The 25824-nt window shown below is 63.5% G+C and carries 22 protein-coding genes and 1 other RNA gene; 2 read left to right on the top strand and 21 right to left on the bottom strand.

Annotation, left to right across the window (positions count from 1 at the left end; all coding sequences use genetic code 11):
* Nucleotide 1: 1 nt before the first annotated feature.
* The 3 genes from IGW03_RS01160 to glpD form a co-directional block, all read right to left on the bottom strand.
* Nucleotides 2-1087: an ABC transporter ATP-binding protein gene (locus IGW03_RS01160; protein WP_194720669.1), complete on the bottom strand. Its 1086-nt coding sequence runs from the start codon at nucleotides 1085-1087 to the stop codon at nucleotides 2-4.
* Nucleotides 1088-1089: 2 nt separating this feature from the next.
* Complete coding sequence (locus IGW03_RS01155) at nucleotides 1090-2190, bottom strand: ABC transporter ATP-binding protein (RefSeq protein WP_194720668.1); 1101 nt, start codon at nucleotides 2188-2190, stop codon at nucleotides 1090-1092.
* Between the two features lie 75 nt (nucleotides 2191-2265).
* Nucleotides 2266-3807 (bottom strand): glycerol-3-phosphate dehydrogenase, encoded by a 1542-nt coding sequence (glpD, locus tag IGW03_RS01150; protein ID WP_194720667.1) that lies wholly within the window; start codon nucleotides 3805-3807, stop codon nucleotides 2266-2268.
* Nucleotides 3808-3957: 150 nt separating this feature from the next.
* Between glpD and IGW03_RS01145 the strand changes: the two genes are divergently transcribed.
* Complete coding sequence (locus IGW03_RS01145; protein WP_194720666.1) at nucleotides 3958-4725, top strand: DeoR/GlpR family DNA-binding transcription regulator; 768 nt, start codon at nucleotides 3958-3960, stop codon at nucleotides 4723-4725.
* Between the two features lie 78 nt (nucleotides 4726-4803).
* On the opposite strand, the gene IGW03_RS01140 is transcribed toward IGW03_RS01145, so the two are convergent.
* From IGW03_RS01140 to rnpB, 17 genes are all read right to left on the bottom strand, one after another.
* Nucleotides 4804-5310, bottom strand: a complete 507-nt coding sequence (locus tag IGW03_RS01140; RefSeq protein WP_194720665.1) for a peroxiredoxin — start codon at nucleotides 5308-5310, stop codon at nucleotides 4804-4806.
* 214 nt (nucleotides 5311-5524) lie between these two features.
* Nucleotides 5525-6709 carry a cell division protein FtsZ gene (gene ftsZ, locus IGW03_RS01135; protein ID WP_194720664.1) on the bottom strand — a complete coding sequence of 395 codons (1185 nt, stop codon included), beginning with the start codon at nucleotides 6707-6709 and terminating at the stop codon, nucleotides 5525-5527.
* A gap of 101 nt (nucleotides 6710-6810) precedes the next feature.
* Nucleotides 6811-8043, bottom strand: coding sequence for a cell division protein FtsA (gene ftsA / locus IGW03_RS01130; RefSeq protein WP_194720663.1), 1233 nt, complete (start codon nucleotides 8041-8043; stop codon nucleotides 6811-6813).
* Nucleotides 8044-8045: 2 nt separating this feature from the next.
* The gene (locus IGW03_RS01125; protein ID WP_194720662.1) at nucleotides 8046-8819 is read right to left on the bottom strand and encodes a cell division protein FtsQ/DivIB; all 774 of its coding nucleotides are present in this window, start codon (nucleotides 8817-8819) and stop codon (nucleotides 8046-8048) included.
* Nucleotides 8820-8836: 17 nt separating this feature from the next.
* On the bottom strand, nucleotides 8837-9808 hold the full coding sequence (locus IGW03_RS01120; RefSeq protein ID WP_194720661.1) for a D-alanine--D-alanine ligase: 972 nt from the start codon (nucleotides 9806-9808) through the stop codon (nucleotides 8837-8839).
* A 100-nt stretch (nucleotides 9809-9908) separates the two neighbouring features.
* Complete coding sequence (gene murC, locus IGW03_RS01115) at nucleotides 9909-11291, bottom strand: UDP-N-acetylmuramate--L-alanine ligase (RefSeq protein ID WP_194720660.1); 1383 nt, start codon at nucleotides 11289-11291, stop codon at nucleotides 9909-9911.
* On the bottom strand, nucleotides 11288-12382 hold the full coding sequence (gene murG, locus IGW03_RS01110) for an undecaprenyldiphospho-muramoylpentapeptide beta-N-acetylglucosaminyltransferase (protein ID WP_194720659.1): 1095 nt from the start codon (nucleotides 12380-12382) through the stop codon (nucleotides 11288-11290). Before murG ends, murC begins: the two co-directional genes overlap by 4 nt.
* Nucleotides 12379-13587: a putative lipid II flippase FtsW gene (gene ftsW / locus IGW03_RS01105; protein ID WP_194720658.1), complete on the bottom strand. Its 1209-nt coding sequence runs from the start codon at nucleotides 13585-13587 to the stop codon at nucleotides 12379-12381. Before ftsW ends, murG begins: the two co-directional genes overlap by 4 nt.
* Complete coding sequence (gene murD / locus IGW03_RS01100; RefSeq protein ID WP_194721183.1) at nucleotides 13584-15086, bottom strand: UDP-N-acetylmuramoyl-L-alanine--D-glutamate ligase; 1503 nt, start codon at nucleotides 15084-15086, stop codon at nucleotides 13584-13586. Before murD ends, ftsW begins: the two co-directional genes overlap by 4 nt.
* A 23-nt stretch (nucleotides 15087-15109) precedes the next feature.
* Nucleotides 15110-16279, bottom strand: coding sequence for a phospho-N-acetylmuramoyl-pentapeptide-transferase (gene mraY / locus IGW03_RS01095; RefSeq protein WP_194720657.1), 1170 nt, complete (start codon nucleotides 16277-16279; stop codon nucleotides 15110-15112).
* A gap of 1 nt (nucleotide 16280) precedes the next feature.
* Complete coding sequence (locus IGW03_RS01090; RefSeq protein ID WP_194720656.1) at nucleotides 16281-17696, bottom strand: UDP-N-acetylmuramoyl-tripeptide--D-alanyl-D-alanine ligase; 1416 nt, start codon at nucleotides 17694-17696, stop codon at nucleotides 16281-16283.
* On the bottom strand, nucleotides 17696-19252 hold the full coding sequence (locus IGW03_RS01085; RefSeq protein WP_194720655.1) for a UDP-N-acetylmuramoyl-L-alanyl-D-glutamate--2,6-diaminopimelate ligase: 1557 nt from the start codon (nucleotides 19250-19252) through the stop codon (nucleotides 17696-17698). Before IGW03_RS01085 ends, IGW03_RS01090 begins: the two co-directional genes overlap by 1 nt.
* Nucleotides 19252-21009: a peptidoglycan D,D-transpeptidase FtsI family protein gene (locus tag IGW03_RS01080; RefSeq protein WP_194720654.1), complete on the bottom strand. Its 1758-nt coding sequence runs from the start codon at nucleotides 21007-21009 to the stop codon at nucleotides 19252-19254. Before IGW03_RS01080 ends, IGW03_RS01085 begins: the two co-directional genes overlap by 1 nt.
* Nucleotides 21009-21281, bottom strand: coding sequence for a cell division protein FtsL (ftsL, locus tag IGW03_RS01075; protein WP_194720653.1), 273 nt, complete (start codon nucleotides 21279-21281; stop codon nucleotides 21009-21011). Before ftsL ends, IGW03_RS01080 begins: the two co-directional genes overlap by 1 nt.
* Nucleotides 21278-22255: a 16S rRNA (cytosine(1402)-N(4))-methyltransferase RsmH gene (rsmH, locus tag IGW03_RS01070; RefSeq protein ID WP_194720652.1), complete on the bottom strand. Its 978-nt coding sequence runs from the start codon at nucleotides 22253-22255 to the stop codon at nucleotides 21278-21280. Before rsmH ends, ftsL begins: the two co-directional genes overlap by 4 nt.
* An 8-nt stretch (nucleotides 22256-22263) precedes the next feature.
* A complete protein-coding gene (gene mraZ / locus IGW03_RS01065; RefSeq protein WP_194720651.1) occupies nucleotides 22264-22692 on the bottom strand; it encodes a division/cell wall cluster transcriptional repressor MraZ in 429 nt (142 codons plus the stop codon).
* Nucleotides 22693-23555: 863 nt separating this feature from the next.
* Nucleotides 23556-23875: RNase P RNA component class A (gene rnpB, locus IGW03_RS01060), an RNA gene on the bottom strand.
* A gap of 157 nt (nucleotides 23876-24032) precedes the next feature.
* Between rnpB and IGW03_RS01055 the strand changes: the two genes are divergently transcribed.
* Nucleotides 24033-24839 carry a hypothetical protein gene (locus tag IGW03_RS01055; RefSeq protein ID WP_194720650.1) on the top strand — a complete coding sequence of 269 codons (807 nt, stop codon included), beginning with the start codon at nucleotides 24033-24035 and terminating at the stop codon, nucleotides 24837-24839.
* A gap of 28 nt (nucleotides 24840-24867) precedes the next feature.
* Here the strand turns inward: IGW03_RS01055 and IGW03_RS01050 are convergent, their stop codons facing one another.
* Nucleotides 24868-25551 carry a Crp/Fnr family transcriptional regulator gene (locus tag IGW03_RS01050; RefSeq protein WP_194720649.1) on the bottom strand — a complete coding sequence of 228 codons (684 nt, stop codon included), beginning with the start codon at nucleotides 25549-25551 and terminating at the stop codon, nucleotides 24868-24870.
* Nucleotides 25552-25824: the final 273 nt, after the last annotated feature.

Here is a 25824-nt window from a genome sequence, read left to right as displayed (position 1 = left end):
GTCAGGCCACCCGCTTGTCGTTGACGTAGTACAGCGTTCTTTCCGGCGGCAGGCGCAGATGCACGGTATCGCCCGCCTTCGCATCGAGATGCCGCAGCTTGGCGGCGAGAACATGGTCGCCGAGCCGGAATTCGGCAAGGATGTGGGTGCCGAGATTGCGTACCGTCGCGGCTGTGGCGGCCACCGTGCCGGGCCTTGGCTGCGCTTCGCACTCGATGAATTCAGGCCGGATTCCGAGCTTGACCTCACCCTGGGCACCCTGCAGTCTGCCTGCAGCTTCCGGCGCCAGCGCGATGCTGGCGCCGTCGACATGGGCAACGCCGTCGCGCACCAGGCAGGGCAGCAGGTTCATGCCGGGATTGCCGATGAAGTAGCCGACGAAGGTATGCGCCGGCTGCTCGAACAATTCCTGGGCGCTGCCGGCCTGCACCACTTCGCCCTGGGTCATCACTACTACCTTGTCGGCGAAGGTCAGCGCTTCGACCTGGTCGTGGGTGACGTAGATCAGCGAGAGCTTGAGTTCCTGGTGGATTTCCTTGAGCTTGCGGCGCAGCAGCCACTTCAGGTGCGGATCGATCACGGTCAGCGGTTCGTCGAACAGCACGGCGGCCACGTCCGGGCGCACCAGGCCGCGGCCGAGCGAAATCTTCTGCTTCGCATCGACAGACAGGCCGCTGGCGCGATGCTTCAGGTCCGGCGCCAGTTCCAGCATCTCGGCCACCTGCTGCACGCGGCGGTTGATGTCGGCCGTCTTCCAGCCGCGGTTGCGCAGCGGGAAGGCGAGATTGTCGAACACCGTCATGGTGTCGTAGATGACGGGGAACTGGAACACCTGGGCGATGTTGCGGGCTTCCGGCGGCAGGTCGGTCACGTCCTTGCCGTCGAACAGCACCCGGCCGTGCGAGGGCCGCACCAGTCCGGAAATGATGTTGAGCAGCGTGGTCTTGCCGCAGCCGGACGGGCCGAGCAGCGCGTAGGCGCCGCCGTCGTCCCACTGCATGTTCATCGGATGCAATGCATAGTCTGCCGGCCCGGCGGGATTGGGCTTGTAGGCATGGGCCAGGTCCTTGAGTTCGATGCGGGCCATGCCTATGCTCCCGCCGAAACTTGCGACGGCGCGAACAGCAGCGTGCCGTCGGAAGCGAAGAGGAACAGCTCGCCCGGCCGGAAATGCATGCTGCAGCGCGAACCGAGTTCGAGGTCGTGCACGCCGGGCAGCTGCGCGACCAGCTTGATGTCGCCGCGATGCACATGGAGATAGGTTTCCGAACCGCTGATCTCGGACAGCTCGACCTGCGCATCGATGGCTGCATCGTCGGCATGGCGGGCCTGCAGGCGCAGGCTGTGCGCGCGTATGCCGGCCATGAGGTGAGGATGGCTTGCGGCCGCCTGCAGCTGCGCGGCGTTCAGCGGTATCGCCAGTTCGTTGCCGAGGCGCGCGCGGCCGTCGGCATCGATGCTGGCCGGAATCAGGTTGATCGGCGGATCGCTGAAGGTGCGCGCCGACTGGATGGAGTTGGGCGTGTTGAAGACGTCGACCGTCGGGCCGTTCTGCAGCAGCCGTCCCTCATGCAGGACGGCGACATGGCCGCCGAGCTGCAGCGCTTCCAGCGGCTCGGTGGTCGCATACACGACCGTGGTCCTGCCTTCGGAAAAGAGTTCGGTCAGTTCGCGCCGCAGTTCCTCGCGCAGCTTGTAATCGAGATTGACCAGCGGCTCGTCGAGCAGCAGCAGGCCCGCATCCTTGATCAGCGCGCGTGCCAGCGCGGTGCGCTGCTGCTGACCGCCGGACAGTTCCGCCGGCGAGCGCTGCAGGTAAGGCGTGATGTGCAGGCGCTCGGCCATGGCGGTCACGCGCTTCTTCACTTCGGCTTCCGGCACGCGCTTGATGCGCAGCGGCGAGGCGATGTTGTCGAAAACGGTGAACGAGGGATAGTTGATGAACTGCTGGTAGACCATGGCCAGGTCGCGTTCGCGCACCGGCACGCCGGTGACGTCGCGGCCGTCGGCCAGCACGCGTCCGCCGCTGGGCCGGTCGAGTCCCGCCATGAGCCGCATCAGCGATGTCTTGCCGGCGCGCGTGGTGCCCAGCAGCACGTTGATGGTGCCGGGTTCCAGCGCAAGCGACAGCGGATAGATGTGATCTTCCGCGCCCTGCTTCCTGCTCACGTTTTCCAATGCCAGATGCACGCTGTCTGTCTCCTCGGGTTCTTGTCGGTTGTTATCCTTGCTTGCGTAATCCGTCCCTCTGGTTCTTGCCTTTCCTTATGCCGCCACCCTCCTCGCCTGCATCCAGGCATCCAGCACGGCTTCTGTACCGGCCGGCACGTGCAGGCCGAGCTTGGAGCGCCGCCATAGGATGTCGCCGGCGGTCGTTGCCCATTCCTTGCGCATCAGGTAATTCACCTCGGCGGCGAACAGGCCGGGAGCGATTTCCTGCCCCATGTCGGCGATGCGGGTGCACCCGCTCAGCAATGCATGGATGCGCGTGCCGTAGGCGCGCACATAGCGCGTCACCAGCAGTGGCGGCAGCCATGCATATTCGCGCTGCACAGCATGCACGAAGCTGTCGAATTCGCTCACCGCGCGGTTGTTGGGCTCGGGTCCGAACAGGTCGCCGCCCGGCAGGCAGGCCTGTTCCGTCCATGCGCCGTTACGGACCGGCAAGCGGGAGGCCAGCATGTCGACCGCTTCCTCGGCCAGTTTGCGGAAGGTGGTGATCTTGCCGCCGAACACCGACAGCAGCGGCGCGCTGTCTCCTTCGCCATCCAGCTCGAGCCGGTAGTCTCGCGTCACGGCGGAAGCACTGGCGGCTTCGTCCTCGACCAGCGGGCGCACGCCGGAATAGCTCCAGACCACGTCGTCGGGCGTAATCTCCGTGCGGAAATAACGGCTGGCCAGTTCGCACAGGTAGCCGATCTCCTGCTGGTCGATCGCGACCTTGCCGGCGTCGCCCTGGTAATCGATGTCGGTGGTGCCGACCAGCGTGAACTCCTGTTCGTAGGGAATGGTGAACACGATGCGGCCGTCGGGATGCTGGAAGATGTAAGCGTAAGGATGATCGAACAGGCGGCGCACGACAATATGGCTGCCCTTGATCAGCCGCAGCGACTTGGCCGAAGGGCGCTGCGCGGCGCTCTGCAGGAAATGCGCGGTCCAGGGCCCGGCGGCGTTGACCAGGCTGCGCGCCCTGACATGGACGGCGGCTCCGTCCGGCCCGCGCAGCCGCGCGATCCAGTGCCCGCCCTCGCGCCTGGCCGATTCGCAGGCCATCCGGGTGAATACCCTGGCGCCCTTTTCGGCGGCATCGATTGCATTCAAGACCACCAGGCGGGCGTCGTCGACCCAGCCGTCGGAATAGACGAAGCCGCGCGTAAATTCGGGCTTGAGCGGCGCGCCCGCCGGATGGGTACGCAGGTCGATGCTCTCCGAGCCGGGCAGCAGTTCGCGCCGGGCGAGGCGGTCGTAGAGGAACAGCCCGGCGCGGATCATCCAGCCCGGCCGCTGGCCCTTGTCATGCGGCATCACGAAGCGCAGCGGCCACATGATGTGCGGCGCCGAGCGCAGCAGCACTTCGCGCTCGATCAGCGCCTTGCGCACGAGGTTGAATTCGTAGTGTTCCAGGTAGCGCAGGCCGCCATGGATGAGCTTGGTCGAGGCGGACGAGGTATGTGCGGCGAGATCGTCCTTTTCGCACAGGATGACACTCAGGCCGCGGCCGGCGGCATCGCGCGCGATGCCGGCGCCGTTGATGCCGCCGCCCACGACCAGCAGGTCGCATTCCAGGCTGTGCTGACTGTTTTCCATCCGTCTCGCCCCTGATATTTATTCCCGGTAAGATGACACCGACAAGATACGCCATTCGAACCAAAATCAACAGCTTTATTGTTTTTATTTGTTCGTTTCTGTTCGTTTTGGTATTTTAAGTAGGAAACCACTCAAGGTTGGAGAAAAGGAATGACTCTTAATCCACGTCAAAGGCGCTTGCTGGAAGCGGTACGGCGGCGCGTGACGATGTCGGTGGAGGAACTGGCGCAGGAACTGGACGTCACTCCGCAGACGGTGCGCCGCGACGTCAAGCAGATGGAGGAAGCCAAGCTGCTGGCGAGGTATCACGGCGGCGTCGGCCTGCCGTCGTCGGTGGAAAACATCGACTACAGCCAGCGCCAGGTCATGAACATCGACGCCAAGCGGCGCATTGCCGGCGAGGTGGCGAAACAGGTGCCGTCCGGCTGCTCGCTGCTGATCAATATCGGCACCACCACCGAGGAAGTGGCCCGGGCGCTGTCGCATCACCATGGCCTGCATGTGGTGACCAACAACCTGAACGTGGCGGCCATCCTCGCCGACAACACCGGCTGCGAAGTCATCATTGCCGGCGGCGTGGTGCGCGGGCGCGACCGCGGCATCGTCGGCGAAGCGACCATCGACTTCATCCGGCAGTTCAGGGTCGACATCGGCATCATCGGCATTTCCAGCATCGAGGCCGACGGCACGCTGCGCGACTTCGATGCGCGCGAAGTCAAGGTCGCGCAGACCATCATCGAGCAGTCGCGTGAAGTCTGGCTGGTGGCCGATCACGACAAGTTCGGACGGCAGGCGCTGGTGAGGATGGCGCATCTGTCGCAGGTGGATATGCTGTTCACCGATGCAAAACCGCCGGAAGCCCTGATGAAGGTGCTGAAGGAGGCGCAGGTGAAGGTAGTGGTGGCGCCCGCCGCCTGATTCCTTTACGGCCGTAAAAAAAGCAAAGGCCGGAGAGCATGCGCCCTCCGGCCTTTCAAATCACAGCTCGGCGGAAGCTCAGGCCAGCTGGCCCAGCAGGGTTTCCGCATTGGAGACTTCGAACTTGCCCGGCTGTTCCACGTTCAGCTGCTTGACCACGCCGTCCTCGACCAGCATCGAGTAGCGCTGCGAGCGCGTCCCCATGCCGAAGCGCGGCACATCGGCGACCAGGCCCATTGCCCGGCTGAACGATGCATCGCCGTCGGCCATCATGCGCACGATGCCGGTCGACTTCTGCTCGCGGCCCCAGGCGCCCATCACGAACGGGTCGTTGACCGAGATGCACCAGATTTCGTCCACGCCCTTGGCCTTGAGCTGTTCGGCATTGGCGACATAGCCCGGCACATGCTTGGCCGAGCAGGTCGGCGTGAACGCGCCCGGCAGGCCGAAGATCGCGATTTTCTTGCCCTTGGCCAGTTCGCCGACGTTGAAGGTGTTCGGGCCGAGCGAGCAGCCTTCCGATTCCACTTCGATGAATTCCGAGAGATTGCCTTCAGGCAGGCTGTCGCCGACTTTGATGGTCATGATGTGTCCTCTTGTAATGTGTCTTGTGTTGTATAGCGTCTGTGGTGTTGCCGGGGTATGACGCAAAGGCCTGCATCGATACGCCGATGCGGCAGCGCCAATGAAAACGCCGCGCCGCCCGTTTTCACGAGGAGCGCGGCGTACAGACCGCAGTATGCCCTGTTATTGCCGGTCCTGCATGAAGCCGGACCGGCGGGTTCGGGCGGAAGAGATCTTAGTCGGCTTGCTTGCGCAGGAAGGCCGGGATGTCGTAGGTTTCCATGCCGTTCTTTTCCAGTGCGCGCACGGTGTCGGAAGCCGACTCGCGGCGCCAGACGGCCGGCTTGCTCAGGCCCTGGAAGGAACCCGCGCCCTGTGCAGCGCCCTGGCCCATCAGGCCGCCCTGCATGATCGGCTCGTTGTGGGTGCCGGTACGCAGCACCGGTGTCTGCACCAGCTGCACGTTCTTGCGCGCGCGGCCCAGGCCGGTGGCGACCACGGTGACGCGGATGTTGTCGCCCATGGCGTCGTCGTAGGCGATACCCTGCGCGATCGACGCATCCGGAGCGGCGAAGGCGCGCACGGTGGCCATGACTTCCTTGATTTCCTTGCCCTTGAGGCTGCGGCTGGCGGTGACGTTGACCAGCACGCCGCGCGCGCCGGACAGGTCGATGCCGTCGAGCAGCGGCGATGCGACCGCCTGCTCGGCAGCGATGCGCGCACGGTCGACGCCGTTGGCAGTGGCGGTACCCATCATCGCCTTGCCCTGCTCGCCCATGATGGTCTTGACGTCGTTGAAGTCGACATTGATGTGGCCCGGCACGTTGATGATCTCGGCAATGCCGGCGACTGCGTTGTTGAGCACGTCGTCGGCATGCTGCAGCCATTCGATCATGCTGTCGTCTTCGTAGATCTCTTCCAGCTTCTCGTTGAGGATGACGATCAGCGAATCGACGTGCTGGGACAGCGCGTCCAGGCCTTCGTCGGCGATTTCCATGCACTTCGCGCCTTCATAGGAGAAGGGCTTGGAGACCACGGCGACGGTCAGCGCGCCGAGTTCCTTGGCGACTTCGGCCACGATCGGTGCGGCGCCGGTGCCGGTGCCGCCGCCCATGCCGGCGGCGATGAAGACCATGTGCGCGCCGCGCAGCGCGTCCACGATGCGGCTGCGGGATTCTTCCGCCAGCTGGCGGCCGACTTCCGGCTTCATGCCTGCGCCCAGGCCGCTTTCGCCGATCTGGATGACGTTGTGGGCCTTCGATTCCGCCAATGCCTGCGCATCGGTGTTGGCCGCGATGAATTCAACGCCGGACACGCCCTTGTTGATCATGTGCTGAACTGCGTTGCCGCCTGCGCCACCGACACCGACGACCTTGATCACCGTGCCCAGGTTTGCGTTATCGATCATATCGATTTCCATGATGACTCCCTTAGATGATGATGCAGTTTTCAGTCGATAATCACCACGCGGTGTGGCGACTAGCCACTGCAAACTGCAGTTGATGCCGAAAATAATAAACGTTAAAAATTACCCAAAAACCATTCTTTCATGCGCTGCCATACCGCCTTCACCGAACCGTCCTGGCTGGTGACGATGTGGCCGCGCAGGTACTGCTTCTTCGCTTCCAGCAACAAACCGAGCACGGTCGAATAGCGGGGGCTTCGCACCACGTCCGCCAGTTGACCGCTGTACTCGGGCACTCCAAGCCGCGCCGGCTTGAGGAAAATATCCTCTGCCAGTTCGACCATGCCCGGCATCATCGCCGAGCCGCCGGTCAGGACCAGGCCTGACGACAGAACTTCTTCGTAACCGGACTCGCGCACCACCTGGTGCACGAGGGCAAACAATTCTTCGACGCGCGGCTCGATCACGGCGGCCAGCGCCTGGCGCGACAGGCTGCGCGGACCGCGGTCGCCGAGGCCGGGCACTTCCAGCGTCTCGCCCGGATCGGCCAGCACCTGCTTGGCCACGCCGAAGCGCAGCTTGATTTCTTCGGCTTCGGCGGTCGGCGTGCGCAGCGCCATCGCGATGTCGTTGGTGATCTGGTCGCCGGCGATCGGGATCACGGCGGTGTGGCGGATCGCGCCTTCGGTGAAGATGGCCACGTCGGTGGTGCCGCCGCCGATGTCGATCAGCACCACGCCGAGCTCCTTCTCGTCGGGCGTGAGCACCGCGTCGGCGGATGCCATCGGCTGCAGGATCAGGTCGGAGACTTCCAGGCCGCAGCGGCGCACGCACTTGACGATGTTCTGCACCGCCGACACCGCGCCGGTGACGATATGCACCTTCACTTCGAGGCGGATGCCGCTCATGCCGATCGGCTCCCGCACGTCGTCCTGGCTGTCGACGATGAATTCCTGCGGCACCGTGTGCAGCAGCTGCTGGTCGGTCGGGATGTTGACCGCCTTCGCGGTTTCGATCACGCGCGCCACGTCGGTGGGCGTGACTTCCTTGTCCTTGATGGCGACCATGCCGCTGGAGTTGAAGCTGCGGATATGGCTGCCGGCAATGCCGGTGAAGACGTTCTTGATCTTGCAGTCAGCCATCAGCTCGGCCTCTTCCAGCGCACGCTGGATCGACTCGACCGTCGTCTCGATGTTGACCACTACCCCCTTCTTCAGTCCCTTGGACTCGTGCTGTCCGAGTCCGATGACCTCATGCCTCCCGTTAGGCATTACCTCGGCCACCACCGCCACCACTTTCGAGGTGCCGATGTCGAGGCCGACGATCAGGTTTTTTGCGTCTTTTGTCATGATTATCGCTTTGCTTTTTTGCTTTCCGGCGCGAACTTGATGCCAGGCGCTTTCAACGCCAATCCGTTCGGGTACCGCATATCCACACTTTCAATCTTGTCCTGCAGGCGGCTGACAAGCTGCGGATAAATCCCGATCAGCCGGTCGACCCGGTCCTTCAAGGTCGTCTTGCTCTGTTCGCGGCCGAATTCGACCGTCATGCCGTTGTTCAGCTTCACCGACCAGGCATAGCGGCTCGACAGCTGCACGCTCTCGGGCACCAGGCTGACCGGCTTGAACCATTCGGTCAGCTCGCGGTAGCGCGCCACGATTTCCTTCTCGCTGCCGTCCGGTCCGTCGAACTCCGGCAGCGCGCCATCCTCTTCGGCCTCGTCGAGGTTGGCGGTGAAGATGTCGCCCTTGACCGACACCAGCTTGCCGTCGTCGCCCCAGGTAGCCAGCGGCAGATGCTCCTCCACCTGCACGATCAGCTTGTTCGGCCATTCGCGGCGGATCGCCGCCTTGCGCACCCAGGGCACCGCTTCGAACGCCTGCCGCACATCGTCGAGGTCGGCGGTGAAGAAGTTGCCCTTGATGCGCGGCAGCGCGGTCGTGCGCACCGTGGAAGCATTAACGTGCCGCAGCGACGTTTCGCCGACACCTTCGACCTGAATTGTCTTGAGCGTAAACATCGGCCGATGCGCGACCCACCACAAACCCGTGCCGAGCAGGCTCAGCACCAGCAGCCCGAGCAGGGTGTTGGTGGTTGCGTTGAGCATTCGGACGTCGTGCCACATGGTTTCTGCTCTTTTCCTTACGCCGGTTTCCAGTCTTGCGACGGCTTCAGGTCGAGGTCCGCGGAACGCAGGATCTCGACGCACAAGTCTTCATAGCTCACGCCGGCGGCCTTGGCCGCCATGGGCACGAGAGAATGGCCGGTCATGCCCGGCGAAGTATTGATCTCCAGCAGGAAGGGTTCGTTGTCGGCGGCGCGCAGCATGAAGTCGACGCGCGCCCAGCCGGAACTGCCGACCGCATTGAAGGCGCGCACGGCCAGCGACTGGATGCGCTTGGTCAGTTCCTCGTCCAGCGGCGCCGGGCACAGGTACTGCGTGTCGTCGCTGAAGTACTTGTGCTCGTAATCGTAGTTGCCCTGCGGCGCGCGGATCTCGACGATGGGCAGCGCGCGCGCATTGCGGCCGGTGCCTAGCACCGGTACCGTCAGTTCGCGGCCGGTGATGAATTCCTCGGCCAGCACCACTTCGTCGTACTTCGCACACAGGTCGAAGCCGTCCTGCATGTCGGAATAGCCGATCACCTTGCTGATGCCGATGGTCGAACCTTCATGCGGCGCCTTCAGCATCAACGGCAGGCCGAGTTCGTCGGGCACCTTGCGCAGGTCTTCGCGCGTGGTCTCCTTGGCGTCGAGCACGGCGAAACGCGGCGTCGGCAGGCCGTGGCTGAGCCAGATGCGCTTGGTCATGATCTTGTCCATGCCGATTGAGGACGCCATCACGCCCGAGCCGGTATAAGGCAGGCCGAGCTGCTCCAGCACGCCCTGCAGCGTGCCGTCTTCACCGTAGCGGCCGTGCAGCGCGATGAACACGCGGTCGAACTTCTGCGCCGCCAGTTCGGCGATGCTGCGCTCCGCCGGATCAAAGCCGTGCGCGTCGATGCCCTTGCTGCGCAGCGCCGCGAGGACGCCCTTGCCGGACATCAGCGACACTTCCCGCTCTGCGGAGCGACCGCCGAACAGAACGCCGACTTTTCCAAAATCACTTGCCATTACCAACTCACTCAATAAAGTTTGTGCTGCCTGTCTTGCTGCCTGTCTTGCTGCCTGTTTCCCTGCCGCCTGCGCGGCAAGGGAATGCTTTTCCAACGACTTAAACCTGCGCCAGCTTGCCCGGCACGCCGCTGATCGAACCCGCGCCCATCGTGATCACCACGTCGCCGTCCCTGGCCATGTTCATGATGGTGCCGGGCATATCGGCGATGTCTTCCACGAAGATCGGCTCGACCTTGCCCACCACGCGCAGCGCATGCGCCAGCGCGCGGCCGTCGGCGGCGACGATGGGCTGTTCGCCCGCCGCATAGACTTCGCCCAGCACCAGCGCATCCGCGCTCGACAGTACCTTGACGAAGTCCTCGAACAGGTCGCGCGTGCGGGTGTAGCGGTGCGGCTGGAAAGCCAGCACCAGCCGGCGGCCCGGATAGGCGCCGCGCGCCGCCGCCAGCGTGGCCGCGGTTTCCACCGGGTGATGGCCGTAGTCGTCGACCAGCGTGAAGGAGCCGCCGTCGGGCAGCTTGACGTCGCCGTAGCGGGTGAAGCGGCGTCCGACGCCGTTGAATTCGCGCAGCGCCTTCTGGGTTGCGGTATCGGCCACGCCGAGTTCGCGTGCGATCGCGATCGCCGCGCAGGCGTTCTGCACGTTGTGCATGCCGGGCTGGTTCAGCTGCACCGCCAGCGGCGCGTAGCCTTCCTGCAGCACGGTAAATTCCATCTTGCCGTCGACCGCCTGCGCATCCACCGCGCGCACCTGCGCGTCCTGGTGGAAGCCGTAGGTCAGGATGGGCTTGGAGATGAAGGGCATGATCTCGCGCACGCTGGCGTCGTCGATGCACAGCATGGCCACGCCGTAGAACGGCAGGCGCTGGGTGAATTCGACGAAGGCCTGCTTGAGCTTGGCGAAGCTGTGGTCGTAGGTCTCCATGTGGTCGGCATCGATGTTGGTGATGACTTCGATGCACGGCGACAGGTTGAGGAAGGACGCATCCGACTCGTCGGCTTCGGCGACGATGAAGTCGCCCGCGCCCAGCTTGGCGTTGGCGCCTGCGCTATTCAGTCGGCCGCCGATGACGAAGGTCGGATCGAGCCCGCCTTCGGCCAGCACGCTGGCGACCAGGCTGGTGGTGGTGGTCTTGCCGTGGGTGCCAGCAATCGCGATGCCCTGCTTCAGGCGCATCAGTTCGGCCAGCATGACGGCGCGCGGCACGATGGGAATGTGCTTGGCGCGCGCGGCGATGACTTCCGGATTGTCGCCCTTGACCGCGGTCGAGGTGACGATGGCGTCGGCATTCTGTACGTTCTCGGCGGCGTGGCCCTGCGTCACCTTGGCGCCGAGTTCGGCCAGGCGCTTGGTGGCGGCATTGCTGCCGAGGTCGGAGCCGGACACGGTATAGCCGAGGTTGAGCAGCACTTCGGCGATGCCGCTCATGCCCGAACCGCCGATGCCGACGAAGTGAATGTTTTTGACTTTGTGCTTCATGCTTTGTTTGCCAATTCTTCCAGTACATTCGCGATGGCTTCATTGGCCTCGCGTCGTCCGATGCGGTAAGCGGCCTGCGCCATGGCAAGGCAGCGCTCGCGCGTCATCGATTGCAGTAGTTCCGCCATTTTCTGGGGCGTCATTTCGCCTTGCGGCAAATGGATGGCAGCCTGCTGTTTGGCCATCCACTGTGCGTTGTCGCGCTGGTGCGAGGTGGTCGAGGCGACCAGCGGCACCAGCACGCTGGGCACGCCGGCCGCGGTGAGTTCGGACACGGTGATCGCGCCGGCGCGGCAGATCACGAGGTCGGCTTCGGCATAGCGGCGCGGCATGTCGTCGATGAAGTCGACCACTTCCGCCTGCACCTGCGCATTGCCGTAGGCGGTGCGCAGCACATCGATATGCTGCTTGCCCGACTGATGCGTGACGGTCGGCCTGATGCCTTCCGGGATCATTGCCAGCGCGGCGGGCAGGCAATCGTTCAGCGCCTTGGCGCCGAGGCTGCCGCCGACCACCAGCAGCTTGAGCGGGCCGGTGCGCGCCGCATAGCGCTGCTCGGGCAGCGCCACGTCGATGATTTCCTGGCGCACCGGGTTGCCGGTGACCAGCGCCTTGGCGGCGGCGCTGCCGAAATCGGCCGGGAAGCCGAACAGCACTTTCTGAGCGGCCGGCGCCAGCGTCTTGTTCGACAGCAGCAGCGCGGCATCGGCATTGACCAGGGCCAGCGGCACGCCGCGCAGCCTGGCCATCATGCCGCCGGGAACCGTCACATAGCCGCCCATGCCGAGCACCACGCTCGGCTGGCGCCGGCCGATGATGCCGAAGCAGGAAGCGAAGCCGGCCGCCATCTTGAAGGCCCCGCGCAGGGTGTGCTTGAGGCCCTTGCCGCGCAGGCCGGCGAAGTCGATCGAATCCATCTCGATGCGGTGCCTGGGCACGAGGTCACGCTCCATGCCGTGCATGGTGCCGAGCCAGCTGACTTCCCAGCCGCGCGCGCGCATGGTCTGCGCAATCGCGAGGCCCGGGAAGATATGGCCGCCGGTGCCGGCCGCCATGATCATCAGGCGCTTGGGGTGCTTGGCTTGTGTCATATGCGCCCTCCCCGCATCAGCAGGCGGTTTTCATAATCGATGCGCAGCAGGATGGCGAGCCCGATGCAGTTGAGCACCACGCCGGAGCCGCCGTAGCTCATCAGCGGCAGCGTCAGGCCCTTGGTCGGCAGCAGGCCGAGGTTCACGCCCATGTTGATGAAGGTCTGCACGCCGATCCAGATGCCGATGCCCTTGGCGGCGAGGCCGGCGAAGGTCAGGTCCATCGCGATGGCCTGGCGGCCGATCTCGAAGGAGCGCTTGACGATCCAGTAGAACATGGCGATCACGACCGCCACGCCGACGAAGCCGAGTTCTTCCCCGATCACGGCCAGCAGGAAGTCGGTGTGCGCTTCCGGCAGGTAGTGCAGCTTTTCCACGCTGCCGCCGAGGCCTACGCCGAACAGTTCGCCGCGGCCGAATGCAATCAGCGAATGCGACAGCTGGTAAGCCTTGCCGAGCGCGTTTTCTTCTTCCCAGGGATTGAGATAGGCGAAGATGCGCTCGCGCCGCCACGGCGAGAGCACGATCACCATGGTGAAGATGCCGACCAGGGTCGCGCCGATGCCGCCGAACCAGATGCCGTTGATGCCGCCCAGGAAAAGGATGCCCATCGCGATGCAGACGATCACGCCGAATGCCCCGAGGTCGGGTTCGAGCAGCAGCAGCAGGCCGACGAAGCCGATCGCCACCGTCATCGGCAGGAAACCCTTGGTCAGCTTGTGCATGTACTGCTGCTTGCGCACCGTATAGTCGGCGGCATACAGCACCACGAACAGCTTCATCATTTCCGACGGCTGTAGGTTGAAGACCTTGAGCGACAGCCAGCGGCGCGCGCCGTTGACGCCCTTGCCGACGCCCGGAACCAGCACCAGCACCAGCAGCACGATGGTGGCGACGAAAAGGTAAGGCGCCAGCCGCTGCCAGGTGGCGATGCGCACGCGGAAAGCCAGCAGGCCCGCGACCAGCGCGATCGAAATGAAGCTGGCCTGGCGCACCAGGAAGTGGGTGTTCTTGTAATTCGCGTATTTCGGGGAATCCGGCAGCGCGATCGATGCCGAATACACCATCACCATGCCGAACAGCATCAGCAGGATCACGACCCAGACCAGCGGCTGGTCGTATTCCATCATCCGCGACCGCTGCACGACGCCGGGCATCGGCGCCTTTTCAGCGGGAGAGGAGAAGGACGGCAGCGCGAATTTCATGCAATCACCTCGCCGCGCGCAAGGCCGATCTCGCGGACCGTATCGATGAACACTTCAGCGCGGTGCGCGTAGTTGCGGAACATGTCGAGGCTGGCGCAGGCCGGCGACAGCAGCACCGCGTCGCCGCTGTGGGCCAGTTCGGTAGCCTTGTGCACCGCGTCTTCCAGCGTGGCGCAGTCGATGGCTTCGACGCCGGTGTCGGCGATGGCGGCGCGGATTGCGCCCGCATCCTTGCCGATCAGGACGACCGAACGCACGTACTTCGCGATCGGCTCGGCCAGCGGGGAAAAGTCCTGTCCCTTGCCGTCGCCGCCGGCGATCAGCACCAGGCGCTTGCCGTGGAGGTTGACCCCAAGGCCGATCAGGGCGGCGACCGTGGCGCCGACATTGGTGCCCTTGCTGTCGTCGTAGTAATCGATGCCGCCGAGGGTGGCGATCAGTTCGACCCGGTGCGGCTCGCCCTGGTATTCGCGCAGGCCGTGCAGCAGCGGCGCCAGCGGCAGGCCGATGGCGCGGCACAGGGCCAGTGCGGCCAGCGCATTGACTGCATTGTGCTGGCCGCGGATCTTGAGCGCGTCGGTCGGCATCAGGCGGTTGAGTATGACCGGCACTTCATAGCTGTCCTTCTTGCTGCGGCGGCGCTTCTCGCCCTCTTCCGAACCGATCGCGGTGGACAGCCACTGCATGCCGTTGTCGTCGACCAGGCCGAAGCAGTCGGGCTGGTCCGGCTCGTCGCTGCCGAAGCTGATATTGGTGGCCATCGGCGCGGCCATCTGCATGACGCGCGCATCGTCGCGGTTGAGCAGGCGGATGGTATGGGTGCTGCCGACGCCGAAGATGCGGGCCTTGTCGGCGGCATAGGCATCCATGTCGCCGTGCCAGTCGAGATGGTCCTGGGTGACGTTGAGCACCGTGGCCACATCGGCCTGCAGGCTGTAGGTGGTGTGCAGCTGGAAGCTGGAGAGTTCCAGCACCCAGGCTTGCGGCAGTTCATCCTTGTCGAGCGCCTCGCGCAGCACGTCGAGCGCGGCCGGGCTGATGTTGCCGGCGACCTGCGTGGTCAGGCCGGCGCGGCGGCACAAGAGGCCGGTCAGGCTGGTGACCGTGGTCTTGCCGTTGGTGCCGGTGATGGCGATGACTTTCGGCGCGTACTCGCGCTGTTCGCGCAGTGCGGCCAGCGCCTGGGCGAAGAGTTCGATTTCACCCCACAGCGGAATGGCCTTTTCCTGCGCGGCCGGGATGATTTCCGCCAGTTCGCGGTTCGGTGCCAGACCGGGGCTGACGGCGACGAAGTCGACGCCGTCGACCAGCGCCGCGTTGAACGGTCCGCTGACGAATTCTGCGTCCGGCACGGCCGAGCGCAGCGCCGGCAGGCGGTCCGGTTCGGCGCGCGTGTCGGCGATGCGCAGGGCGGCGCCGCAGCGCGCCAGCCACAATGCCATCGCCAGCCCGGATTCACCGAGCCCGAGCACGAGAACCTTCTTCCCCTGATAGTTCACGACGTTTTCCACGCAGCCTTCCATTACCGCAGTTTCAGAGTTGACAGACCGAACAGCACCAGCATCATCGTGATGATCCAGAAACGCACCACGACCTTGGTCTCTTTCCATCCCTTTTGTTCGAAGTGGTGATGCAGCGGCGCCATCAGCAAGATGCGGCGCCCGACACCGAACCGCTTCTTCGTATATTTGAAATAACCCACCTGCAGCATCACCGACAGCGTCTCCACCACGAAGATGCCGCCCATGATGAACAGCACGATCTCCTGGCGCACGATGACGGCGATGGTGCCGAGCGCGCCGCCGAGCGCCAGCGCGCCGACATCACCCATGAACACCTGGGCCGGATGGGCGTTGAACCACAGGAACGCCAATCCCGCTCCAGCCATTGCGCCACAGAAGATTAACAGCTCGGCGGCGCCGGGAATGTGAGGAATAAAGAGGTATTTCGAGTACATTGCGCTGCCTGTGAGGTAGGCAACGAGTCCGAGCGCCGATCCGACCATCACCGTCGGCATGATGGCGAGGCCGTCGAGGCCGTCGGTCAGGTTCACCGCATTGCTAGTGCCGACGATGACGAAGTAGGTCAGCGCGATGAAGCCCCAGACGCCGAGCGGATAGCTGATGGTCTTGAAGAAGGGGACGATCAGGTCGGCCTTGGGCGGCAGGTCGAGGTTGAAGCCGGACTGCACCCACTCCATGAACAGGTTCAGCACCTGGGTATTGGTCGGGGCCGACACCGAGAAGGCGAGGTAGATCGCGGCGGCGATACCGATCAGCGATTGCCAGAAGTACTTCTCCTTCGAGGACATGCCTTCCGGGTTCTTGTAGACCACCTTGCGGTAGTCGTCGACCCAGCCGATCGCGCCGTAACCGAGGGTCACCACCAGCACCACCCAGACGAAGCGGTTGCTGAAGTCGGACCAGAGGATGGTGGAGATCCCGATGGCGAGCAGGATCAGCGCGCCGCCCATGGTGGGCGTGCCGGTCTTGATCAGGTGCGTCTGCGGACCGTCGGTGCGCACCGCCTGGCCGACTTTCATGCGTGTGAGCATGCGGATCATGGCGGGACCGGCGATGAGACCGATCACCAGCGCCGTCAGCGTGGCAAACACGGCACGGAAGGTGATGAAGTTGAAGACCCGCAGCGTGTTTAAGTCTTGTTGAAAGTATTGCGCCAGCCAAAGCAGCATGTCAGTGGGTTCCCTGTCCTTGATCCATTTGATTGACGAGATGCTGGACCACGCGCTCCATCTTCATGAAACGCGAGCCCTTCACCAGCGTCGTCGACCCTGTGGAAACCAATGCCTCGGCCGCCTGGTTGATCGATGCGATATCGTCGAAATGCCTTGCACCCGCGCCGAACGCGGCGCTCGCATGCCTTGCCAGCTCGCCGAGCGTGAGCAGATGCTCGATGCCCTGCTCCCGCGCATAGTTGCCGATCTCGACATGGAACTGCGGGCCTTCGTCGCCCACTTCGCCCATGTCGCCCAGCACCAGCACGCGGGGCGCGTTCGTGCGCGACAGTACATCGATTGCCGCGCGCACCGAATCCGGATTGGCGTTGTACGTATCGTCGATCACCAGTGCGCCACTCTTCGCCGTCTTGCGCTGCAGCCGCCCGCTGACCGGGGCGAATGCCTCGAGGCCGCGCTTGATCGCATCCTCGGGCACGCCGATGGCAAGCGTGCAAGCCGTTGCAGCAAGTGCATTGCGGACGTTGTGCACGCCCGCTGCGGAAAGTGTCACCTGGAATTGTTTCCCACAGGCAGTAATGGACAGGTCACTGCCGAAATCGTTCACCTGAAATGTGCAGCTTACATCCGCTTGCACATTGCTCCCTTGACCGTCTTGCACGTCTTGGGCAAGGCCGAATGTCATTGTTTTACGCTGCCCGGCATAGGAGCGCCAGAGCGTGGTGTAAGTATCATCGGCGGGGAAGACTGCCACGCCGTCTTCCGGCAGGCCGAGGAGAACGGCGCCGTTCTCTTTTGCTACCGCTTCCACGCTTTCCATGAATTCCTGGTGCTCGCGCTGCGCATTGTTCACCAGCGCCACCGTAGGCTGGGCGATGCCGGTGATGGCCGCGATTTCGCCCGGATGGTTCATGCCGAGTTCCACCACGGCGGCCTTGCAGGCGGCGTCGAGACGGAAGACCGTCAACGGCACGCCGATCTCGTTGTTGAGATTGCCACGGGTGGCGAGGATATTGTCGGGACCGTAGGCGGCCGACAGGATGGAGGCGATCATTTCCTTGACCGTGGTCTTGCCGTTGCTGCCAGTGACGCCGATGACCGGCAGCGTGAACTGGCGGCGCCAGTATGCCCCGATCTCGCCGAGCGCGATGCGCGTATCCGGCACCACCAGCGCCGGCACGCTCAGGCCGTCCGGCACGCGCTCCACCACGACGGCGGCGACGCCTTGCGCCGCCACCTGATTCAAGAAATCGTGCGCGTCGAAACGCTCGCCGCGCAGTGCGACGAACAGGTTGCCCGCGCCTGCCTGGCGGCTGTCGGTCGACACGCCGTCGAATGCGGCATCGCCCGTGGCGGCGTTGACAACAACCGCCCCAGAAATCCATGGCTGCAGCGCAGCCAATGATGATTTCATTACATCATCCCCTTCATTGTTGCCCTTGCAGCCAATGCCAGCGCGGCATGGTCTGCATCCAAGAACGGCAATTTCTTGCCTTTGATTTCCTGATACGACTCGTGGCCCTTCCCTGCCAACAACACCACATCGTTCTTCGCCGCATGCCTGCCTGCCCACAGAATGGCGGCGGCGCGGTCTTCAATGACATGCAATGCTTCCTTCGCCAGCTTCGACTGGTCGATGCCGGCGACGATCTGCGCGAGAATGGCCGACGGCTCTTCGCTGCGCGGATTGTCGCTGGTGACGATGACGTGATCGGCCGCCTGCGCGACCGCGCCCATCTGCGGGCGCTTGCCCGGATCGCGGTCGCCGCCGCAGCCGAACACGCACCACAGCTGCCCTCCGCGCTGCTGTGCAACCTGGCGCAGGCTGGCCAGCGTCTTTTCCAGCGCATCGGGCGTGTGCGCATAATCGATCACCATCAGCGGCGCGTCCTGTCCGCCGAGCTGCTCCATGCGTCCCGGCACCGGCGTCAGCCCCTCGATCGCATCGACGGATGCCTTGAAGGCGATACTCTTGGCGCGCAGCACGCCGAAGATGCCGAGCACGTTGCTGACGTTGAACTGCCCGACCAGCTGGGTCTTGACCTGTGCGCTGCCGGCGTCGCTGTCCAGCCTGAAAGTGGTGGCGCCGTGCTGCATGCGGATGTCGTTCGCGGAGACGACCGCGATGCCCGGCAGGCTGCATCCAGCGACCGTGTAACCGGTGATGCCGACCGACGGCCTGCTGGTCTGCAGGTGCTTCACCAGCCGCAGGCCCATCTCGTCGTCGAGATTGATCACCGCGTGGCGCAGGTTCGGCCAGTCGAACAATGCCCGCTTGGCCGCTTCATAGGCCGCCATGTCGCCGTGGTAGTCGAGATGGTCGCGGGTGAAATTGGTGAATAGCGCGACATCGACATGCATGCCGTTCAGGCGGCCCTGGTCGATGCCGATCGACGAAGCCTCGATGGCGAGGGCGCGGGCGCCGCGGTCGCGCAGCTGCGCCAGCGCGCGCTGCAGGATCACCGCATCCGGCGTGGTGTAACCGGTGGCGTTGAAGCCGGCATGATTGCCGCGCTGATAGATGCCGACGCCGAGCGTGCCGATCACGGCCGTCGGCTGCCCCAGCCGCGACAGCGCCTTGCCCAGCCACTGGGTGCAGGATGTCTTGCCGTTGGTGCCGGTGACCGCCACCGTGAACAGGCCGGCATCCGGCTGCTCATAATAGGCATTGGCGATCGGTCCTGCCGTCTTCTTCAGCTGCGGCACGGCCAGATGGGCGACGCTCCAGGCGTCGTTCCAGTCGAAGCCTTCCGCTTCATAGACGACGGCGCGGGCGCCGTTGGCAATGGCCTGCTCGATGTACTTGCGGCCGTCCGAAGCGTCGCCGGGATAGGCAAAGAAGACATCGCCGGTGCGCACGCTGCGCGAGTCGGACGACAGCTGCGCCGCCGGCGCCTCGGCATGCAGCCAGGCGAGGATGTCGTTGATGTTGGAACCGGCGGAGCCGATGACGGGAGCGGCGACATTCATCACAGGCTCTCCTTTACGCTTTCCGCCGGGATGATGATGTCGGTCACCGACGAATCCGGTGCGACGTTCATCGCGCGCAGCGCATTGGCAACCACCGAGGAAAATACCGGCGCTGCCACCTGGCCGCCGTAGTGCTGGCCGTTGGACGGCTCGTCGACCATGACGGCGACAATGATGCGAGGGTTCGACACCGGCGCAAAACCGACGAAAGAAGCCACGTACTTGTTGCCGTACTGGCGGCCCACCAGCTTGTGCGCGGTGCCGGTCTTGCCTGCGACGCGGTAGCCCGGCACCTGGGCCTGAGGCGCAGTGCCGGTCGGGCCTGCCGCCAGTTCGAGCATGGCGCGCACGTCTCGTGCGGTCTTTTCGGAAATCACGCGCTGGCCGATCGGATGGTCGCCGGCCTTCTGGAAGGTGATCGGGATCATTTCGCCGTCGCGCGCGAAGATCATGTACGAATGCGCCATCTGGATCAGCGACGTCGAAATGCCGTGGCCGTAGCTCATCGTGGCCTGCTCGATCGGCTTCCATGACTTGTAGGGGCGCACGCGCCCGGCGACGGCGCCGGGGAAGCCCAGCTTGGGCTGCTGGCCGAAGCCGACGGCGGTGAACATTTCCCACATGGTCTGCGGCTGCATCTGCAGTGCGATCTTGGCGGTGCCGACGTTGGACGACTTTTCCAGCACCTGGGATACCGTCAGCATGCCGTGCGGATGGGCGTCGCCGATGGTGGCCTTGCCGATCGTGATGCGTCCCGGCGCGGTCTGGATGTTGGTGGTCGGCGTGACCAGCTTGTTTTCCAGGCCGAGCGCAATCGTGAAGGGCTTCATGATGGAGCCCGGCTCGAAGGTGTCGGTCAGCACGCGGTTGCGCAGCTGCGCGCCGGTCAGGCCGGAGCGGTCGTTCGGGTTGTAGGTCGGCAGGTTGGCCAGCGCCAGCACCTCGCCGGTCTTCACGTCGAGCACGACGATGCCGGCGGCCTTGGCCTTGTGCTTGTCCACCGCTTCCTTCAGGTGGGTGAAGGCGATGTGCTGGATCTTGCGGTCGACCGACAGCGGCAGGTCCTTGCCGTCGTGCGGCGGACGCGTGGACTGCAGGTCCTCGACCACGCGGCCGAGCCGGTCCTTGATGACCTTGCGGCTGCCCGTGGTGCCGGCCAGGTTCTTCTGGTAGGCCAGTTCCATGCCTTCCTGGCCGACGTCCTCGACGTTGGTGAAGCCGACGATATGCGCCATCACGTCGCCGTCGGGATAGTAGCGCTTGTATTCCTTGCGGGTCTCGATGCCGGCGATGCCGAGTTTCAGTATCTTGTCGACGGTTTCCTGTTCGACCTGGCGTTTCAGGTAGACGAAAGTGCGGTCGGAATCGAGCTTCTTGCGCAGGTCGGCTTCGCTCATGTCCAGCAGCCTGGCCAGCGAGCGCAGCTTCTCCGGCGGCGCCTCGGAGACGTCTTCCGGAATCGCCCAGACTGCCCGCACCGGCATCGACGAGGCGAGCACCTGACCGTTGCGGTCGATGATCTTGCCGCGCGTGGCCGGCAATTCCAGCGTGCGCGCGTAGCGGACGGCGCCCTGCTTCTGCAGGAATTCGGTCGACAGGCCCTGCAGCCAGAGCGCGCGGATGACCAGCGCGGCGAACGCGGCGAACAGGACAAACAGCACAACGCGCGAGCGCCAGACCGGAAGCTTGACGGCAAGCACGGGGCTTGCGCTGAATTGCACGCCCTTGCCGGCGGCAGTGCGGGAAGCGGTGCGCATTATTTCGCTCCCGGAATCAGGTATTGGGTACGGTTGGGCGTCACCGGGACCATCGCCAGGTTGCGGCGCGCGTTTTCCTCGATGCGCGCATGCTTGCCGAGCGTGGACTGGTCGAGCTGCAGCTGCGACCATTCGATTTCAAGCTGGCGCGCCGCGGACTGCGAGCGCTCCAGTTCGATGAAGAGACTGCGGTGCTTGTATTGCGCGTTCACCACGGACAGGGCGCAGGCGACCAGGGCAATGGTCAAAACGGTGTTGATGCGGCCGCTCACGGAGCGCTCCCGGATAATGCAAGCGGCGCCGAAGTGCGTCCGGCCACCCGCATGATGGCCGACCTGGCCCGCGGGTTGCCGGCGACTTCCGCGTCCGACGGTTTCATCTTTGCCAGCAGCTTCAGTTGCGGCTGCGGCAGGTCGGCCGCACGGATCGGCAGGCGACGGTCGGGCTGGGGCGCGTTGGCCTTGGAGGCCATGAAGCGCTTGACGATGCGATCTTCCAGTGAATGAAAGCTGATCACAGCCAATCTCCCGTCCGGAGCCAGTTTTTCCAGTGCGGCGTCGAGTCCTACTTCGAGTTCTTCAAGCTCTTGATTGATGTAAATCCGGATAGCCTGAAATGTGCGAGTGGCCGGGTCTTTACCCTTCTCGCGGGTCTTGACGGCGTGTGCCACGATCTCGGCAAGCTGTCGTGTGGTTGAAATTGGGGCGACTGCCCTGCGAGCAGCAATCGCCTTTGCAATCTGAAAAGCAAACCGTTCTTCCCCATAATCTCGTATCACCTTTCCTATCGTCTGTTCGGACTCGGTCGCGAGCCATTCCGCCGCCGACATCCCGCGCGTGGTATCCATGCGCATGTCGAGCGGCCCATCCAGCCGAAAACTGAATCCCCTCGCCGCCTCGTCCACCTGCGGCGAAGAGATTCCCAGGTCCATCAAAATGCCGTTCACCTGCCCGATGCCGCGTTCGGCCAGGGCCGCGCGCATCGTTGCGAAACTGTCGTGCACGATTTCAAACCGTGCGTCGGCAATCGCCTCTGCGGTCGCAATCGCCTGCGGATCCTTGTCGAAAGCGATCAATCGGCCTTGCGGGCCGAGACGCTCCAGGATCCGGCGGCTGTGACCGCCGCGGCCGAAGGTGCCATCGACATACACGCCATTGGCGCGTTCGCCGTCGATGTGCAGCGCATCCACCGCTTCTTCCAGCAGCACCGTTCGGTGCTGCAATTCGGGCACCGGTTTTTCAGTCATACGGCCCGTCAGAAGGAAAAATTACTCAATGCGTCCGGCATGCCGTTGGCGACGGCTTCCGCCTCGTTCTCGGCAAGCTTTTCCGCATCCCAGATCTCGAAATGGCTGCCCATGCCGAGCAGCATGACGTCACGCGTCAGGCCCACGGCACTTCGCAGTTCCGGCGCGATCAGAATGCGGCCGGCGGAATCCATTTCGACATCGGAGGCATTGCCCAGGAAAATACGCTGCCATGCGCGAGCGGACATCGGCCAGGCGGCGATCTGTTCGCGATGGACTTCCCAGACAGGACGGGGGAAAAAGAGCAGGCAGCCATGAGGGTGCTTGGTCAGCGTGACGCGGCCTTCGCACTGAAGCGACAAGGCGTCGCGATGCTTGGCGGGGATGGTCATCCGCCCTTTTGCATCGAGACTCAGTGCTGACGCGCCCTGAAACACCCTGATTCACCCTCGTGGTTGTCATTTTTAGTCATGTCTGTGAAACAAGTTTTCGGGGTTGGCAAACCACATTTCACCCACAAAACTACACTTTTTCACACTGTCGCCCACTTTAAAGGGAGCCCAATTTGCGGTCAAGTAATATAAGGAAACAAAAATGTGATTTTTTCTAATGAAGTCAATGACTTAGCGCGTTTCATTGAAGAAACGCATTGAATGAATGTCGAGGAAAATTAAGCACTTACGCGACTATCTGAAGGTATTGTCTCAGGAAGCTACACTTGTTTTTATTCTGCAGAGCAACACAATTGGCGCGATAAGTCCTTGCTGTTCCTCATTTTGATTTTCCGTACGGAAAATGCGGCTGGGGTGAAAACGCAACGCGCGGCTGTCGAGCGCAGCAATATTTGAAAGGCTGGCAAGTCCGGCTCATCCGGCGTTTTGCAGCTGGCCGGCATGCGGCAGACGTGGTTGAGAACCGATAAAAACCGGGGGTGATACGGGGGAGTTGCAAGGGAATTACGAAGGAAGGAAAGATGCTCAGTCGCTGCAGCGAGCAACCGGCCCGAAGCGGGGAGCCGGCAAAAGCGTGTTGGTCGTGAGATGAAGTATCGGAAGCGGGAAAGCAGTCCTGCCGCGCCTGGTGTTTCATTAGCGGCCGCTATTTGAAAGCACGGGCGGAGCTGAAATCCTCCACTATTCTCAGTGATTCATCCCACGGCCAACAGGCTCTTGATTGTCCTTGGAACCGGCGACGGGCTCTACTGTAGCGAAGCGCTCCGTCCTTGCGTTGAGGTCGCTCAAATTGCTTGTAATGACTACTGGAAATAAGTTGCTCCGGTAAAAACCGGCAGGGAAGGAGTAAATGAAGCAAGCCGATAGGCCGGATTCTGTTACGGCGCCCGGGTTTGACCCCGCACGCTATGACAGCCATTCCTCTAGGCCGTGAATTGCTCCACGGCTCAAGCTTTCTACCCGCACGCTCCGCGAGCAGCATCAATGCGTGCCTATTTGAAATTGCTCCAGGTGGAGGTTACCGCGTTTCACCGTAACTTAATACGCTCGTCTCTGTGGCCCTGTTCCGCGCCTCGCGGCGGACGGCCGTTAGCCGTCACCCTGCTCTGTGGAGTCCGGACCTTCCTCCCGCCATCTTGCGATGGCCAGCGGCTGTCTGGCTTGCTTCAGGCGGCATTGTAACGCAGGCGGCGCTGCCGCACGGGGTGTGCCTGCCGTATTCGAGAATCTTTTCCGAAAAAGCTTGTCCACCCTTCCTATGCAAGGCGCAGGCCCGGCATGCGTTCGTCCCTACTCAACCCGGCCCGACGGCCGCTTACTGGCATATGGCACTCGTTTCCATCTCAGAGGCTGCAAAACTTGTTCGAAGGAACCGTTCCACGATTTACCGCGATATCGAGCGCGGCAGGCTGAGCAAGACCGTTTCCCCGGACGGCGAAGCCCAGATCGACACCTCGGAATTGCTGCGTACCTATGGCCGGCTGCATCTTCCCGATGATGATGCCGACGACGGCCAGTCCCGCGACCAGCTGCGCATCGCCCTGCTGGAGGAGCGCAACCGCTCGCTGGAGCGGGCACTGGCGCTGGAAGCGGAACTGCGCAAGGTCAAGGACCAGGTCACCAATGAATTGCGGGCACGGATCGCCGACAAGGAAAGCGTCATCAAGGTACTGGAAAGCAAGGTGCTGTTTCTCGAATACGATCGACAGGTCGAATCGATGAAGCGCCAGCCGGAGGCTGAACCGCCGCAGGCGGCGGAACCACCGGTGGCGGAAAACGGACCTGCCCGGCCGGCGCAAGCCGAAGCGGTTCCGGCACCTACCCCTGCTCCGGCTCCCGTACCCGACCAGCCGCAGGCTGCGACGGAGGCGGCCGCCTCCCCGATGGTAACGGCTGCGCCGCCGGAGGAAATGAACGGCGCCAAGCAGGCTGAGCCGACTGAAGACAATCCCGGCATCGACCGCTCCCGGGTCAAGGTCTTCCATACCGACATGCCGCGCGACTTGGTGCCGCCGCATGTGCCCAAGATGGAAACCATGCCCCCGGCCGAGCCGCCGCAAGCCGCGCCGCCCAAGCAGCGCTGGTGGAAAATGCTGATCGATAAAAAGAAAAAGCCGCCCCTGCACAAGTAGGCGGCTCAAGAATCAGGTTCAAGGCGCGCTAGCCGCGCTCCAGTCCAAGCAGCTGCGCCAGCCGCTTCTTCCCTGCGGAATAGCATTCGCAGGAAGCGTCTTCCAGGCCCTTCCTGTTCAGGATCGTCAAATTGCCGCGGGTGTACTTGATCAGGCCGGCCTGCTGGAAGGCGCCCGCCACCAGGCTGACGCTGGGACGGTGCACGCCAAGCATGTCGGCCAGGAATTCCTGCGTCAGATGGAAATGCTCTCCCTTGACCCGGTCGTGGGTCAGCAGCACCCAGCGCGAAAATCGTTCCTCGATGGTATGCAGGCGATTGCAGGCGACCGACTGCGACACCTGGCTCAGGAAGACCTGGAGGAAGCGCTCGGCCAGGCGGCGCAGGGACGTATCGCCATGGATGGCTTCCTTGAAGTCGGCGGCCCGCATGCGCAGGCTGTTCCCGGCTACCTGGCAGATCGTCGTATCGATGGAGGTGTCGGCGCCGATCAGCAGTTCGATGCCGGAAAAGCCTTCATTGCCTATCGTTCCCACCTCGACCGCCGTACCGTTCTGCATGAAGGTCAGGACGGAAAACACGCTGTCGCAGGGGAAATACACATATTCGATCGGGACGTCCCGCTTGAACAGCACTTCCTTGAAGTCGGTATGCACCATCTGCAGCAATGGGGAAATACGCTGGAATTCGTCTTCGGAAAGCAGGGATAACAAGTGGTTACTGCTGGGACGGATGGGCGTAGGTAATGCGGGCATTGGCGATGTTCACGATAAGGGCGGGGAATGGCGCATCACAAGCTGCCCGGCCCATCAACAAAGGCCGTATCCATGTCTGCATGGCGGTGGGATGCCATGATTTGGAGGAAAAGACCGCTTCCTGTCGATAAGACATTGTTGGCCGCTTGGCTGCGATTCTTGTAGATGCCCGTTGTTCTAATGCGGCGGATTGTGACAGTTAGGCACCATTGCAGTCTGTTTGCTGGCTGA

It is taken from the genome of Noviherbaspirillum malthae, assembly GCF_015352985.1.
GTDB classification, from domain to species: Bacteria; Pseudomonadota; Gammaproteobacteria; order Burkholderiales; family Burkholderiaceae_D; genus Noviherbaspirillum; species Noviherbaspirillum malthae.
This window is presented reverse-complemented; position numbering and strand designations above follow the sequence as displayed.